This window comes from Candidatus Nitrosopumilus sp. bin_32a, assembly GCF_054095935.1.
Genome location: NZ_JBSWSN010000004.1, coordinates 56,457 through 69,625, shown reverse-complemented (window position 1 = coordinate 69,625; position 13,169 = coordinate 56,457). Strand labels below are relative to the sequence as shown.

Sequence of the window (13,169 nt, the reverse complement as noted above, 5' to 3'; positions counted from 1 at the left end):
TCATGATTTTTGATGCATGATACAGAGTCAGACACATTTGTCTATCAATCATGGCCTGAAAAATTTTCTAATATGTTAAAAGAGATCGGTGTGGATTCAGAAGCTAAAGAAATTGGAACTGATGAAATTGAAAATGATGATTACTATAGTAGATACTTTGCTCAAACACCTAGAATGGTAACTAACAAGGGATGTATTGATGTTAAGAATTCAAATATTGACGCAATACAAATAATTCAAAAGGGATGATCATGCAAGATCCAAATCCACTTCCATGGGGCGCATTAGATAGGTTTCAAGCTCAATTCATAGTAAGAAAAAATTCTGGTTCTAGTTTTGGTAATTATGTGGCAAAAACTAGACTAACTACAAAGGGTCATTTTGCATCAAAAACTGTGGTCAAAGTGGAGTGGGATGGTGCAGGTAGTTTGGCATCAAAATTAAACTCTGATAACGAACTTAATGAAATGATAGCAAAACAATCTGTTAAAGATGCCACTATCTATGTGGAGCCTACTGAAGTGGCAGTACGAATTAGAGGCAAATGGGATAATCACATTGCTTTTGGAATTACCAAAGATCTTTTTGAAATTTATGATAGAATAGCTGGCCACATAAAATCTGTCTAAGCTTTCCACCAATCTAGCGCCAAGAAATCAACTTTGTCTTTGCCTTTTGGAATTGCCAAGATGAATTGTTTTCTAACTGTAGTTGCCAGTCTTCCGGCTAACACAATTCCTGTGGATGAAATTGATTCACTTCTAGTGTACACTTGAATCAAAAATGGTGCATGATCTATGCCTGGACCTTTTTCATACACTGCAAAGTCGCATCCAAATTTAATTCCAGGATTAATGATGTACCCTTTATCTCTAAAGTTTTTGTATACTAGATATTTCTTATCAAATTCAAAAACTTCTTTTTTACAAATTTCAATTAATTGTTCTGAAGTAATTTTTTGTTTGGATTTTGTTATTGTGATTTTTTTATTTTCTAGTAGGTATAATCCTTCAATCAAATCTAAAATTAACGGTGCGTCTATTTCTTCAATTACTGGTTTCGGAATTCCTATTGGTTTTCCATAATATCCTTGACTGAAAAGCTTCTTTGAATCTTCAATATCCCATACTATGATTCTATTTTCAATTAGCTCACTTTTCATAAATTTGTAATCTCTTATCTGTATATGAATTCTATAGTAAAATGTGATGTTGTTTTAAATTAAAAATAAAGTAAAAGTGGTAAGGATTTTGATTGGTTATAGGCTCAGTGCTAACAATATGAAAGAATCTGAAACTCTTTGACACTTGTCTGACATTTCTTCAATCCCCTCAATGACATCTTTGATTAACAACAATTCTTTTGTATCTGTAACTGATGTTAAGAGTTTCATTGTTGCTTGTCTGTATTTTATGTCAATTTCTCTTTCAATTGTTTGTGTTTCCTGTGCCAATTCAATGGCATTAGCAGTGTTTGTGTTAAGACTTCTGATGATCTCATTTAGTTTGTAAACTTCGTCTACTACTAATTCAATCAGTTTTGTAATGTCTGTATCCAGTTTTGCACTTTTTAATGTCGTGATTTTTACGTTTGATAGCTTGAATGAAATGCCTGTGATGTAACCTGCAATCTCATCCATTGTGTATGCTGTGTTCAAAAGATTTTCTCTATTCATGATTAATCCTCCGACATCGGCAACTTCACGTGTGATCTTTCTTCTCAAGTTTTCAACTTCTTCTTCAATTGTTGAAATTTGTTCTAGTGTGTTTTTGATTCCTGCTTTGTCTTTCTTCATCATTAATTCAGGAAGTGTTGCAAGTTCTCTGGATGCATTTAGAATTCTGTTGATTTCGTCTTGTAAAACTGCTATAGCCTTTCTTTTTGCTTGAACTTCAAGCTCTCCGCTATACATAACATAAATGAAAAAACCTCGTGGTAATTTAAATCCTCTATGATTTTAGATATTTTTTGAGCGCAAATCACATTAAATTTTTGTCATGTGCCACTTTTTTCTGTCCTTTGTATAGTGTGAGGACCTCTTCATTAGTTGATGCATCTTCTACTGCTTTTTCAACTCTTATTTTTCCAGTAAATTTGGGGAATCTCAAAGCCAATCCTGCATCTTTTCTAATTACATCCATTGCAGCTTTGTGAATTGGACTAAGAGTAATTTCAGATGCCACTACTTCGATTACTAGTTCTGGTTCGAACCATACGTCTGCTTCCATTTCACTTATGATGCGTGGATTTTTTTTAATTGTAACTTTGGGATGTAGTATTTGGTATAGTTGGTCTAAGGATTCATCTGAAAACCCTGTTCCCACTTTACAAATACTTGGAAACGTGTCTTCATCTTCATCATAAGTTGCTAAGAGCAGTGTTCCATAATTTCCTGTTCTTCGCCCTTTGCCAAAATATCCTCCTATTACTACAAGATCTAAACTATCTCCTAACTCATTTCTGTATTCTCTTTTTAGTTTTAACCAATGACTTCCTCTGGATCCTGCTTGATATGGTTTGTCTAACATTTTTAACATTAATCCTTCACTGCCCGCATTGATGCTATTTTCCATAAAGTCTTCAATTTCATTTTCATTTTTTACTAGAGTCATTGGAATGTATTTTGCAAATTCATCTTCTTTCACATGTTTTTCTAGTTTCTCTCTTCTGTCCTTGTAACTTAATTCCATGCAACTTTTTCCATTGCAGTACAGTATATCAAAAAAATTTACTGTGATTGGATATTCTGTAACTGCTTTTTCTATTTTGTATTTTCTTCTTCTGTGCATTAATTCTTGAAACGGCAAAAACTCCCCTGTGTTTTCATTTATTGCTACTGCTTCAGCTTCTAATATGATGTTGTCTGCTTGAATATTTTTAGGAATTTTTTCTACAATGTCTGGATAATAACTTTCAATATTTTCCAAACTCCTAGAAAACAATGCCACTTTGTCTCCTTCTATGTGAAGTTGTACTCTTTCTCCATCTAGTTTGTATTCAGCTGCAAATTCATTTCCCATTTTTTCCATTGCTTCAGATTCACTTTTTACTCTATCAGCTAACATTGGTCTAATTGGGTTGAACAAACTGATTTCAAATTTTTCAATCCCTTCTATGCCTTTTGTTGCAATTATTTCTGAAACTTTTCCTAAATCGCTAGATACATTGTATGCGTATTGTAATTTTTTTCTATTTTCTTTATCTCCTGTAAATGCTATTGCTAAAGCATCCATAACTGTATTTTCTGCAATTCCTAGTCTTAGAGTTCCTAGCAAAATTTTCAAAATATAACTTGCCTCTAATGGAGTTGCATCGTTTAGTAAACTTGAAATGTATTTCATTTTCATGTCTTGAGATCTAGATCCTCCTAGTTTTGCAATTTTGAATAATGTATCGTACACTCTTTCAACTGTTATGTCTTCAACAAGAAATGTTGTTTGGGTTTTTTGCTCTAAAATTATAGAAGATGCATGACCTAGATCCCCTCCTTTTCTGTACTCATCTTCAATTTTTTTAATTGGGATGCCTGATGATTTTGAAATTGCTCTTATTGCGAGTTTTTCGGCAACTCCTAATTCAATTCCTTCAAAATCTGGTCTTAATTTTCCTTGAATAAGATATACAATTTTTGAAATCACATCATGAGGGGTCTTCTCAAATAATTCTACTAAAAATTGTGTTAATTCTAATCTTTTTCTGGTAGATTCCATTTTGTTAAAAGATTCAGCTAAACTAGAAAACTCCATTTCACTTCTCTATGTAATCTTGAATAAAAGTCTGAATTAGATGTATCTGAAGATTGTTGGTTTATCTGACTTTGGAAGATCTGAAATCAATGCAAAGTTGTAAAATGGGTATGATTCTTTGTATTGCTTCATAAAACTCCATGCGACATCATGTGTTTTAAAATCTGTTCTAATTCCGTCAATCTTGCTTTTCTTACCATACACATCAAATGGCACAACTGTGTATTCTTTTGGACGATTGTGTGGTTTTGCTTTGAGTAGCCATGCAAATGCAAAAATGCACACTGCTCCTAATACCATGTATTCTCCTGCAATTTTAAAAAATGCTAAAATGATTCCTGGAATGGTTTGTCCAAATAATACTGCTACAAAACTTGAAAAAGATATGACTGCCAATGCTGTGAAAATATACGTTTTCCAATCAAACACCTTTTGAAAAGCATTCATGTTCTATAGTGAATAAGGTCTTTTTTGATTTAACTATTTCCTATGATTGGCAAGATCTAACCTTGCTAATCTGGATCTTCGTAATTCTCTTTCTTTTCGCCTGATGATATTTTTTCCATTGGTTTCATCTTGGTTTCGAGAACATCCATTCTTGCTCTATATCCTTCAGCATATTCTAGTTCTGATGGTACCAGTGTTGCTGGGTGGATGAATCCTTGACTTCTAATTGCAATAGCTTTCTTTGTTGCAATTTCTCTAATGTAATCCCAATCTGGTGTTGAGAATCCATCAAATGGTCCTACTAACTTACCATTATGCATGCTGAACACTAGTGATTCTACGATGGGAATGCAAAAGTTGATTGATGCTGCTGAATTTAATTTCACTGGCATTAATGGCATGTTGTGACTACCTCTTGTATTGCCTGCAACATAGTGTGGGTTGTTAAACGTACTTCCTACTTCTTCTGTTGCTGGAAAATTCTTTTGTGTTCTTACTAACATGATTGGATCGTCTTTTCCAACATATGTTCCTGCAATGTTGTGTAGTCTATCTGTAGATGCATCCAAAATAGGTTCTCCTTCTTTAGTGTAAACTGAATCTACAACGTATCTCCCTGGATACATTAATGCAGCTTCAATAGTTGGTTTGTCTTCCCATAAATGCAATTTTGCAATTTGTGCTTTTTCAACATCCATGATATTCATTACTACTCCGCTTGCAAGACTTTTGTTTACAATCAATGCTGTGTTGCTTAATGTGTCTACAAACATTCTGTATATTGGATAATTGAATGCGCCTGGCTCTGTTTTATCTGCAGCAAAAATAGTGAATGCTTCATTTGGTCTTTCTTCGAATTCCAATTCTGCAACTCCTGGACCCATTCCTTTTACATTTCCTGAAAAAGAATCTTTTAACAAATCTTGACCTGCACCATACAACCCTTCTTCTTTTGCTACTTTGGTTCCTGCCATGAATGCATCCCATGCTAGTTTGTGGACTTTTTCATTATCCACTCCATGTGTATGAGTCATTACGATATGTGTATCATCTCCACAATATCCTATGTAGTGATCAATAAGTAAATCTCCAGAATTTTCAACGGTATCTCTAATTGCTTTGATTAGGCCGTCACTAGGTTTTGTATGTCCGCCAATTCCGCCGACATCTGCTTTGATAACTGAAACTGTAATTTTCATACATCTAATTTTTATTCCTTTGATTTATGTGCTTTTAGCAAAGTATTATGATCTATAATTAATTGAAGATTTTTTATTTTTTTTTCAAAAATTCATAACAGTAATAAATGCCCTCAGTTAGGCAATCCATATGGCAGATAAACCCCACTTGAACCTGATTGTTACAGGACATATTGATAATGGAAAATCAACTACTATGGGTCATTTTTTGATGGATCTTGGAGTTGTAGATGAAAGAACTATTGCAGCTCATGGTGCAGAATCCGAAAAGACCGGAAAAGGTGATACTTTCAAGTATGCATGGGTTATGGATAACATTAAAGATGAAAGAGAGAGAGGTATTACAATCGATCTAGCTTTCCAAAAGTTTGAGTCACCAAAGTACTTCTTTACTTTGATTGACGCTCCTGGTCACAGGGACTTTATTAAAAACATGATTACTGGTGCTTCTGAAGCAGATGCCGCCATTCTAGTACTTTCAGCAAAAGAAGGTGAAACCGATACTGCAATTGCTGCAGGTGGACAAGCAAGAGAACATGCATTCTTGCTCAAAACACTCGGTGTAGGCCAACTAATTATTGCAATCAACAAAATGGATGCAGTAGAATACAAAGAAGAAGCATTCAATGCAGCCAAAGCAAAAGGTGAAGGTTTAGCAAAATCTGTAGGTTACAAATTAGAAAATGTACCTGTCATTCCAGTTTCTGGATGGAAAGGCGATAACTTGGTCAAAAGATCTGAGAATATGGCTTGGTACAAAGGTAAAACATTGCTTGAAGCATTTGATGACTTTACAGTTATTGAGAAACCTGTAGGTAAACCACTACGTGTTCCAATTCAAGATGTCTACACTATTACAGGTGTAGGTACTGTGCCAGTAGGTAGAGTTGAAACCGGTATCATGAAAGCAGGTCAAAAAATCATTGTAATGCCTTCAGGTGCACTCGGTGAAATCAAATCTATTGAAACACACCATACTGAAATGCCAACTGCAGAAGCAGGTGACAACATTGGTTTCAACCTTAGAGGTATTGAAAAGAAAGATATCAAGAGAGGAGATGTTCTTGGTACTCCTGATGCACCACCAATGGTTGCAAAAGAATTCAAAGCCCAAATCATTGTTATTCACCACCCAACAGCAATTGCTCCTGGTTATACACCAGTAATGCACGCACACACCACACAAGTTGCAGCAACTGTTACTGAGTTCCTACAAAAGATCAACCCTGCATCTGGTGCAGTTGAAGAAGAAAATCCAAAATTCCTTAAAGTTGGAGATTCTGCAATTGTAAAAATCAGACCGGTGAGACCAACATGTATCGAAACTTTCGCAGACTTCCCTGAAATGGGTAGATTCGCCCTTAGAGATATGGGTGCAACTATCGCAGCAGGAATTGTAAAAGAGATTACTGAAGAGTACAAACCATAGGCGAATTTTATGACACAAACCGCCCGTGTTAAACTCACTTCTACCAGTCTACCTAAATTAGACACTGTATGTGGTGAGATAATGGGCATTGGTAAAAAAACCGGTGTTAAAGTTAAAGGTCCGACTCCACTCCCTGTTAAAAGATTACATGTTGCCACTAGAAAATCTCCATGTGGTAGTGGGACCGAAACCTATGAAAAATGGGAAATGAAAATGCATAGAAGAATTATCAATATCAATGCTGATGATAAAGCAATTCGACAACTAATGAGACTAAAAATACCTGATGACGTTTACATTGAATTGTCTCTGACATAATCTGGTATCCTTAAATTATAGAAATTTTGATGATAAATATGGTTGAAGAAGAAATTGATGAATTAGAAGAAACTCCTGTTGAAACTTTTGATGTGAGCTATTCTTGTTTAAGATGCGGTACCAGTGTTTTAAATTCTGAATTGTCTAGGTTACCTGAAATTAAATGCATTTGTGGATTCAGAGTATTTACTAAAGATAGACCACAAGTAGTTAAAACAGTAAAGGCAATTTAGTTATCTGTCTTTCTTGTAACTGTGTTCTTTCTGTAAATGAGTTCTCATATCTTCCATATTTGAAAAATATTTGTTACATTCTTTACAATCGTACTCTAAATCTTTACCATGAATTATTTGTTTGTGATTCATTACTTCTTCTTCTTTTGAAAATTTCTTATCACAAACTTCGCATTTTATTTTTTTAAAGAATCTCAATTTTATCCAAACTCTGACTTTTTTTCATCCCAGCATTTTCTACAGAGTTGACCTTCTATTCCCCAATTGCTCTTTGGATTATATCTGATTAGCCCCATCTTTCCTCCGCACAATGAACAAAAATTCTTTTTCTTGCCGTGATCTTCTTCTTTGCTATCAAAGCATTTTTTACATAACAGCCCTTCCATGTCCCATTGCCATCTTGGTTCCCACAAATCTGTAATTTTTTGTGTTACTCCACATACAACACAAGGTTGTCTGACTTTGCCTTCATAGTATTCTTTTGATTTATCAAAATGACAATCTCCACATAGTGGCCCTTTGATGTCCCATTCTCTTTTTGGTTTGTGTTTGTGAGTGAGTTCTTTATCACAAACACTGCAAAATGATGGTTTTTTATTAAATAATCCCATTTTCTCTGATGATCCTCATGATATGATATATTCTATAAATGTAAACAAAATAAAAATAACAAAAAATGTTTATTCGCTTAAGATTTTTTCAAGAGCCTGACTTGCATTTAGCATACCATTTCTCTTGGCAAATTCTTCGATCATTTTGTACTGTTTTTCAGTAAAACATACTGGCATTGAACGATTTTCCATACTAGTTGTTCCAATTTTTTACTAATATCTTTTTCTCTCAGAAAGATATTTGAAACCATTTCTTATCTGTCTAGATTGTGGCAAAGAAACGACAGATTTTGGTTATTGGGCATAATACTAATGGATGCACTCCAGAACATGAAAAAGTTGCATATGATGTTGGAGTTGAAATTGCAAAATCTGACTCTGTTCTAATTACTGGTGGCTTGGGCGGTGTGATGGCTGCAGCTTCTCATGGTGCAAAGGATGCAAATGGATTGACTGTAGGAATTATCCCTCAGGCTGATGCTTCTGAGGCCAATGAGTTTTGTGACATTGTGATACCTACAGGTATGGGATTGACTCGTGATTTTCTCAATGCACTAAGTGCTGATGGTGTAATTATAGTGGGTGGTGCTTCTGGAACTTTGTCTGAGGTTTGCGCAGCATATATGAACAAAAAACCCATGGTGGCAATTAGAAATCTGAACGGTCCTGTGTCTCAATATATTGATGGATACATTGATCATAGAAAAAATGTGAAAATTATAGGTGTGGATAATGCTCAAGATGCTGTTAAGAAAATTTTGGAATTAATTATTGCATAGATATTAACAAAGGATCTGGTCTGTAAAATTCTCCATATTCATCAGCAAGTTTGTTCAGCTCATCTACAATTTTTTTAATCCCAATCTCTTTTGCGGTTTCAAATAACGGTTTTTTAAGACCTAATCCTAGCTGGGCCGCTTTTTCAATCTCTTCGATATCGCTTGCTCCATTTGTAACAAGCCATGCTGCATTGTTTAAAATATTTGCAACAAGTTGAATTGGATTGCATTTCTCAGCCAATTCTTCTGAAAGTGCAACACGTTCGTACTTGTCGTCAGAATATTTGTAATACCCTTCACCTGATTTTTGCCCTAGTTTTTTATCATCAAACATTTTCTCAACAAGTGGATGTGGATTGATTACTTTTTTGTCCCGTAAATGCATCTCTACTGTTGCTTTGTGAATTACGTCCATTCCGGTAAAATCTGCCAATTCGAATATGCCCATTGGAAATCCTAGTTTGAATTTCACAGCTGAATCAATCTCTTCAAGCGTTGCACCTGTTCGGTCTTTTACAAAACATGCCTCGTGAACCATTGGAATGAATAACCTATTAATTATAAATCCTGGAACATCCTTTCTACACAATACAGCTTGTTTGTTAACTGATTTTACATATTCTTTAGTTAAATCAGTAACCTCTTGGGATGTTTTTTCACCTGGAATAATTTCTACTAGTCTCATTAGTTGTGGTGGGTTGAAAAAATGAATTCCTATAAATTTTTCAGGGCGTGATGTTGTGTTTGCAATTTCTGTAATTGGCAATGTGCTAGTATTTGATGCAAAAATCACTTCCGGTCCTGCAACTTTATCTAATTCTGCGTATACCGTTTTCTTTAACTCCATAATTTCTGGAACTACTTCTATAACTAATTCAGCATTTTTTACTGCTTCCCCCAAATCTACAATTGGAGTTATTCTTGCAAAAATCGCATCTCCTTCTTCTTTACTTATTTTTTCTTTTGAAACTAATTTATCTAAACTCCATTTTATTTTCTCCATGGCTTTATCTAAAAATTCTTGTTTGATGTCTCGTAATACCACATTATATCCTGCAGTCGCTGAAACTTGAGCAATTCCATGACCCATTACTCCTGACCCTAAAACTGTGATGTTTTTTACTGTCATAATTTAACAAAAATCGAGTATCCTTTATAATGTATTTGAAGAATCCATGATTCTTTACGGTTCAAACTAGATGATATTTTAAAATCCCTTTAACTGTTTTAAAAATTCCTCATTGTTTATCATTAGTGTATCTTCTGGGTAGCAATTTAACATCCATCCATTTTTTATTTTGTGAAACTCCCAATCCAAACAGTCCTGATCATATTCCATTGGAGAATTATCGTACTCCCAATCAAATCCATTTCTAATGCTTGGATCTGGATAATTATGTCCTTTTTTTAATGTCATTGTATTTTTTTCATAATCTGTAACTATTTCTGCATACAATGCATTTGGATAAAGATACACTACATTAGGATGACTTGTAATTGCATCAAACTCATTCTTTGTAACATATTCGTTGTGCAATACGATAACTTTATCATATTGTTTTAGAATGTATGGGTTTTTGTCTACATCAATATCTGTTATTATTTTATATTGTAATAACTCCAATATTTTTATTCCATTGTTACTTGATGTAAATCCGGACGTTCTGTTCTGAATTGAAATTGTCAGACATTTTTCATTACATGAACCATCATAATAATTATAAAATCCAGGAACTTTGTAAGCATTGGCAGTAAATGTAGGTTCTATGACTATTGTATTTTGGGAATTGTCAAATAACCCTATTTCTTCATATGTTTTGAAGAATTCTTTTTTAAAAATAAAATTTAATATTTCGGGAGTTCCACTCCCGTCTGAATCCATTTTAAATTGTTTGTAGTATACATAAACATGAAATAGATTAAATTTATCTGGAGGGTACAAATAAACTTCATTTGAATTTTTAATTTTTAAAAATTCAGTTTGCGCTTCTTGTATTGCAAGATTAAGTCTATTGGAAGGTTCTTTTCTAAAATCTTCAATCATTTGTTTGATTTTATTTTCACAATTAAGTTCTTTTTTACATTCTTGCTCAGCTTCTAATATTTTTGAAAGATAATATGGTGACAGATCGTTATATTTTGTCAAGTCTTGTTGTTGAGTGAGATTTAATATCATTCCAAGAATAATGAATCCTACTACTGATATCCCTATTCCTAAAATAATGTAGTTCTTTTTCATTCGATGCTATATTTTCATATCTCCCTATTATCATCTTGTATCTTGATTTACAAAATTATATTTGAAATTGTAAATTAGGCCAATATTGGGTAAATGGCATTAATGTACAAACGTAATTTTGTGAAGATTATAAAGGACGGTTAGTATCATTTTTAATGTATTTCAAAATTTTATTGTTTAATGGGTTTATTCAAACGTAAGAAAGATGATGAGATTAAAACCAAATGTGATGTTTGTGGAACTGAATTGCATGATCCTGAACGATTAAAAAAACATATGAAAAAAGCACATGGAAACATACCTGCAAAAAAATTAGATCCTAATGCAGGCGATGGTGGAACTTGGTAGATGGAACTCAACTCAAGCCAGAAGACTAGTGCTGTCTTTATCGGTGCTTTTCTGACTGCTGGGATTGTATTGTCTACTATGGTATTCCCTTTTTGGAATTTGATTCGTGAAGACGTCTTTGAAGATGTGATTATCTTGACAAATGATGATGGCGTATGTTATGTTGAAACTACTGACACAATTCCTAAAATTATTGAGGATTGCACATTGGAATCTGGTGATGTTGCCACTATCAAATTTGGAGAAGGTCTTGCCTGGGCAACTATTGTTGAGCCTTAATAGATGATTTAATATTTTAAAACATTTGATGAATGTTGTGGATTGTATTTTTTGTAAAATTATTTCTGGTGAAATTAAATCAAAATTTCTAAAAGAGACTATTCATTCTGTTTCTTTCTTAGATGCATTTCCTCTTGCAGCAGGACACGTATTGGTTATCCCAAAAAACCATCACCAAAAAATTCAAGATATGAGTCTTGAAGAAAATACTGACCTATTTTCATTAGTTCATGAGATGATTTTTAATGTTGATAAAATCACTGGTTCAACTTTGATTGCAATACATGATGGAAAAGATGCCGGTCAGGAAATTCCACATGTTCATGTTCATCTGGTTCCTAGAAATAAGAACGATTCTGCAGGTCCAATTCATAGCATGTTTAATTCTAAGATTGATTTGTCTGAATCTGAAATGGACGAACTATACAATAAACTAAAAATCTAATAGGGATATAGTCTTTCTTTAGTCTCTGCATCTTCTACTATGATTGCTTTCGTTGGACATGTCTCTGCAGCATTCATTATTTTGTTAACTCCTGCGCCTTTTTGATTTATCACTGATGATTTAGGATTTGATCTGCTTTCTTTGTTAATTGAAAATACATCTGGTGCAATCATCTCACAACTACAGCATCCTATGCACAAACTTTTGTCTACATTAACAAAAAGATCTGGTTGTTTTTTTGGCTCTTGTGCTTTTTCATATTCTCCATTTCTTCCATCCGCACGTACTCGTGCATTATAATCTTCCCAGAATTTCCTCTCGTATTCTTTCCAAAAGTCAGGATCTCCCTCTTCAAATTCACGTGTATATTTGCCCCAATCTTGTTCTGGTATGCTGCCATCATCTGGTGCGCCCCATTGCCGTTTTCTTTTAAAATCATTTTTTGGTTTGTTTTGGGTTGTATTTTCATGTCTCGAATCTGTTCTCTGATTGTGGTTTTTCTTTAGATGATTATATGCTTCAGTGATTTTTTTAAATTCACTATCTTCTGTCTTGTCTTTGTTTTTATCTGGATGCACTTCTAATACGAGCTTTCTGTATGCTGCCTTGATCTCAGTTTGCGATGAACTGGAATCTACATTCAATACTCTAAGTGCTTGATATGTATTCACTAGAAATACAGATTTGTCATATGTTAAAAATAATTGCCTATCATTTAGAGTTAATTTTGTCTATTCCAACAACATTTCATTATCTGCCTTCCATGCAGGTTCAACAATACATAAAAATTTTAAATCACCAGTTCCTGAATTTTCAATAAATTGTTTTGTATTAGGTAGTACGTATACTGAATCATCTTTTTCTAGATCGTATTTTTCTTCATTTACGTATAAAGTTCCTGAACCTTCCAAAATATAGTATACCTCAGAGGAACTTATTTTATGCAGTTTTGATCTTTTTCCTGACTCAAGTATGAATTGAGCCAAACTGTAGTTGATTCCATTTAATGTGTTATGTGGATGAAAATATTGTTTAATTTTGGTTCCTTCGTTCCCTTGAATTGAATCTATTTCAGAATTTTTACGTAATGACATTT

General features: G+C 33.7%; 21 protein-coding genes. 9 read left to right on the top strand and 12 right to left on the bottom strand.

Annotated features, from left to right (window positions below; all coding sequences use genetic code 11):
• Positions 1 to 12: 12 nt before the first annotated feature.
• Positions 13 to 249 (top strand): hypothetical protein, encoded by a 237-nt coding sequence (locus tag ACW9XH_RS04220; protein ID WP_457759397.1) that lies wholly within the window; start codon positions 13 to 15, stop codon positions 247 to 249.
• 2 nt (positions 250 to 251) lie between these two features.
• On the top strand, positions 252 to 629 hold the full coding sequence (locus ACW9XH_RS04215; RefSeq protein ID WP_457759396.1) for a hypothetical protein: 378 nt from the start codon (positions 252 to 254) through the stop codon (positions 627 to 629).
• On the opposite strand, the gene endA is transcribed toward ACW9XH_RS04215, so the two are convergent.
• The 5 genes from endA to fbp all read right to left on the bottom strand — a co-directional run bounded on the left by endA (position 626) and on the right by fbp (position 5,392).
• A complete protein-coding gene (gene endA, locus ACW9XH_RS04210; protein ID WP_457759395.1) occupies positions 626 to 1,162 on the bottom strand; it encodes a tRNA-intron lyase in 537 nt (178 codons plus the stop codon). The two genes, ACW9XH_RS04215 and endA, sit on opposite strands and share 4 nt — an antisense overlap.
• Positions 1,163 to 1,258: 96 nt before the next feature.
• A complete protein-coding gene (locus tag ACW9XH_RS04205) occupies positions 1,259 to 1,912 on the bottom strand; it encodes a DUF47 domain-containing protein (RefSeq protein ID WP_457759394.1) in 654 nt (217 codons plus the stop codon).
• A 67-nt stretch (positions 1,913 to 1,979) separates the two neighbouring features.
• Entirely contained in the window at positions 1,980 to 3,746 is a 1,767-nt protein-coding gene (locus ACW9XH_RS04200) for an ATP-dependent DNA ligase (protein ID WP_457759393.1), read from the bottom strand.
• A gap of 36 nt (positions 3,747 to 3,782) precedes the next feature.
• Complete coding sequence (locus ACW9XH_RS04195; RefSeq protein ID WP_457759392.1) at positions 3,783 to 4,193, bottom strand: hypothetical protein; 411 nt, start codon at positions 4,191 to 4,193, stop codon at positions 3,783 to 3,785.
• A gap of 65 nt (positions 4,194 to 4,258) precedes the next feature.
• Positions 4,259 to 5,392, bottom strand: coding sequence for a fructose-1,6-bisphosphate aldolase/phosphatase (gene fbp, locus ACW9XH_RS04190; RefSeq protein WP_457759391.1), 1,134 nt, complete (start codon positions 5,390 to 5,392; stop codon positions 4,259 to 4,261).
• Between the two features lie 130 nt (positions 5,393 to 5,522).
• Between fbp and tuf the strand changes: the two genes are divergently transcribed.
• Genes tuf through ACW9XH_RS04175 form a run of 3 tightly spaced genes read left to right on the top strand, consistent with a single transcriptional unit; the run spans position 5,523 to position 7,372 of the window.
• Positions 5,523 to 6,821 (top strand): translation elongation factor EF-1 subunit alpha, encoded by a 1,299-nt coding sequence (gene tuf / locus ACW9XH_RS04185; protein ID WP_457759390.1) that lies wholly within the window; start codon positions 5,523 to 5,525, stop codon positions 6,819 to 6,821.
• Positions 6,822 to 6,830: 9 nt separating this feature from the next.
• Positions 6,831 to 7,139, top strand: a complete 309-nt coding sequence (rpsJ, locus tag ACW9XH_RS04180) for a 30S ribosomal protein S10 (RefSeq protein WP_457759389.1) — start codon at positions 6,831 to 6,833, stop codon at positions 7,137 to 7,139.
• A gap of 29 nt (positions 7,140 to 7,168) precedes the next feature.
• Positions 7,169 to 7,372 carry an RNA polymerase Rbp10 gene (locus ACW9XH_RS04175; protein WP_457759388.1) on the top strand — a complete coding sequence of 68 codons (204 nt, stop codon included), beginning with the start codon at positions 7,169 to 7,171 and terminating at the stop codon, positions 7,370 to 7,372.
• Here ACW9XH_RS04175 and ACW9XH_RS04170 read toward each other — a convergent pair whose 3' ends face one another.
• The 3 genes from ACW9XH_RS04170 to ACW9XH_RS04160 form a co-directional block, all read right to left on the bottom strand.
• The gene (locus tag ACW9XH_RS04170) at positions 7,373 to 7,570 is read right to left on the bottom strand and encodes a C2H2-type zinc finger protein (RefSeq protein WP_457759387.1); all 198 of its coding nucleotides are present in this window, start codon (positions 7,568 to 7,570) and stop codon (positions 7,373 to 7,375) included.
• Positions 7,571 to 7,572: 2 nt separating this feature from the next.
• Positions 7,573 to 7,983, bottom strand: a complete 411-nt coding sequence (locus ACW9XH_RS04165) for a hypothetical protein (RefSeq protein ID WP_457759386.1) — start codon at positions 7,981 to 7,983, stop codon at positions 7,573 to 7,575.
• 69 nt (positions 7,984 to 8,052) lie between these two features.
• Positions 8,053 to 8,175, bottom strand: coding sequence for a hypothetical protein (locus tag ACW9XH_RS04160; protein ID WP_457759385.1), 123 nt, complete (start codon positions 8,173 to 8,175; stop codon positions 8,053 to 8,055).
• A gap of 77 nt (positions 8,176 to 8,252) precedes the next feature.
• Between ACW9XH_RS04160 and ACW9XH_RS04155 the strand changes: the two genes are divergently transcribed.
• Positions 8,253 to 8,762: a TIGR00725 family protein gene (locus tag ACW9XH_RS04155; protein ID WP_457759384.1), complete on the top strand. Its 510-nt coding sequence runs from the start codon at positions 8,253 to 8,255 to the stop codon at positions 8,760 to 8,762.
• Here the strand turns inward: ACW9XH_RS04155 and ACW9XH_RS04150 are convergent.
• A complete protein-coding gene (locus tag ACW9XH_RS04150; RefSeq protein ID WP_457759383.1) occupies positions 8,752 to 9,891 on the bottom strand; it encodes a 3-hydroxyacyl-CoA dehydrogenase NAD-binding domain-containing protein in 1,140 nt (379 codons plus the stop codon). The two genes, ACW9XH_RS04155 and ACW9XH_RS04150, sit on opposite strands and share 11 nt — an antisense overlap.
• 78 nt (positions 9,892 to 9,969) lie before the next feature.
• A complete protein-coding gene (locus tag ACW9XH_RS04145; RefSeq protein WP_457759382.1) occupies positions 9,970 to 11,001 on the bottom strand; it encodes a hypothetical protein in 1,032 nt (343 codons plus the stop codon).
• A gap of 180 nt (positions 11,002 to 11,181) precedes the next feature.
• On the opposite strand from ACW9XH_RS04145, the gene ACW9XH_RS04140 reads away from it, so the two are divergent.
• The 3 genes from ACW9XH_RS04140 to ACW9XH_RS04130 are packed head-to-tail and all read left to right on the top strand — an operon-like array spanning position 11,182 to position 12,073.
• A complete protein-coding gene (locus ACW9XH_RS04140) occupies positions 11,182 to 11,349 on the top strand; it encodes a hypothetical protein (RefSeq protein ID WP_457759381.1) in 168 nt (55 codons plus the stop codon).
• Entirely contained in the window at positions 11,350 to 11,628 is a 279-nt protein-coding gene (locus ACW9XH_RS04135; protein WP_457759380.1) for a hypothetical protein, read from the top strand.
• A 37-nt stretch (positions 11,629 to 11,665) separates the two neighbouring features.
• Positions 11,666 to 12,073 (top strand): HIT family protein, encoded by a 408-nt coding sequence (locus ACW9XH_RS04130; protein WP_457759379.1) that lies wholly within the window; start codon positions 11,666 to 11,668, stop codon positions 12,071 to 12,073.
• Here the strand turns inward: ACW9XH_RS04130 and ACW9XH_RS04125 are convergent.
• Together ACW9XH_RS04125 and ACW9XH_RS04120 are read right to left on the bottom strand one after the other, a co-directional pair.
• Positions 12,070 to 12,744, bottom strand: a complete 675-nt coding sequence (locus ACW9XH_RS04125; RefSeq protein WP_457759378.1) for a DnaJ domain-containing protein — start codon at positions 12,742 to 12,744, stop codon at positions 12,070 to 12,072. The genes ACW9XH_RS04130 and ACW9XH_RS04125 overlap by 4 nt on opposite strands.
• A 60-nt stretch (positions 12,745 to 12,804) precedes the next feature.
• Positions 12,805 to 13,167, bottom strand: a complete 363-nt coding sequence (locus ACW9XH_RS04120) for a cupin domain-containing protein (RefSeq protein WP_457759377.1) — start codon at positions 13,165 to 13,167, stop codon at positions 12,805 to 12,807.
• Positions 13,168 to 13,169 lie beyond the last annotated feature (2 nt).

Excerpts from the sequence above, each read along its gene's own strand:
- ACW9XH_RS04220 (WP_457759397.1), top strand. The coding sequence starts at position 13 with ATGCATGATACAGAGTCAGACACATTTGTCTATCAATCATGGCCTGAA.
- ACW9XH_RS04150 (WP_457759383.1), bottom strand. The coding sequence starts at position 9,891 with ATGACAGTAAAAAACATCACAGTTTTAGGGTCAGGAGTAATGGGTCAT.
- ACW9XH_RS04175 (WP_457759388.1), top strand. The coding sequence starts at position 7,169 with ATGATAAATATGGTTGAAGAAGAAATTGATGAATTAGAAGAAACTCCT.
- ACW9XH_RS04195 (WP_457759392.1), bottom strand. The coding sequence starts at position 4,193 with ATGAATGCTTTTCAAAAGGTGTTTGATTGGAAAACGTATATTTTCACA.
- ACW9XH_RS04160 (WP_457759385.1), bottom strand. The coding sequence starts at position 8,175 with ATGGAAAATCGTTCAATGCCAGTATGTTTTACTGAAAAACAGTACAAA.
- ACW9XH_RS04215 (WP_457759396.1), top strand. The coding sequence starts at position 252 with ATGCAAGATCCAAATCCACTTCCATGGGGCGCATTAGATAGGTTTCAA.
- ACW9XH_RS04200 (WP_457759393.1), bottom strand. The coding sequence starts at position 3,746 with ATGGAGTTTTCTAGTTTAGCTGAATCTTTTAACAAAATGGAATCTACC.
- tuf (WP_457759390.1), top strand. The coding sequence starts at position 5,523 with ATGGCAGATAAACCCCACTTGAACCTGATTGTTACAGGACATATTGAT.
- ACW9XH_RS04135 (WP_457759380.1), top strand. The coding sequence starts at position 11,350 with ATGGAACTCAACTCAAGCCAGAAGACTAGTGCTGTCTTTATCGGTGCT.
- ACW9XH_RS04140 (WP_457759381.1), top strand. The coding sequence starts at position 11,182 with ATGGGTTTATTCAAACGTAAGAAAGATGATGAGATTAAAACCAAATGT.
- rpsJ (WP_457759389.1), top strand. The coding sequence starts at position 6,831 with ATGACACAAACCGCCCGTGTTAAACTCACTTCTACCAGTCTACCTAAA.
- fbp (WP_457759391.1), bottom strand. The coding sequence starts at position 5,392 with ATGAAAATTACAGTTTCAGTTATCAAAGCAGATGTCGGCGGAATTGGC.
- ACW9XH_RS04165 (WP_457759386.1), bottom strand. The coding sequence starts at position 7,983 with ATGGGATTATTTAATAAAAAACCATCATTTTGCAGTGTTTGTGATAAA.
- ACW9XH_RS04120 (WP_457759377.1), bottom strand. The coding sequence starts at position 13,167 with ATGTCATTACGTAAAAATTCTGAAATAGATTCAATTCAAGGGAACGAA.
- endA (WP_457759395.1), bottom strand. The coding sequence starts at position 1,162 with ATGAAAAGTGAGCTAATTGAAAATAGAATCATAGTATGGGATATTGAA.
- ACW9XH_RS04205 (WP_457759394.1), bottom strand. The coding sequence starts at position 1,912 with ATGTATAGCGGAGAGCTTGAAGTTCAAGCAAAAAGAAAGGCTATAGCA.
- ACW9XH_RS04145 (WP_457759382.1), bottom strand. The coding sequence starts at position 11,001 with ATGAAAAAGAACTACATTATTTTAGGAATAGGGATATCAGTAGTAGGA.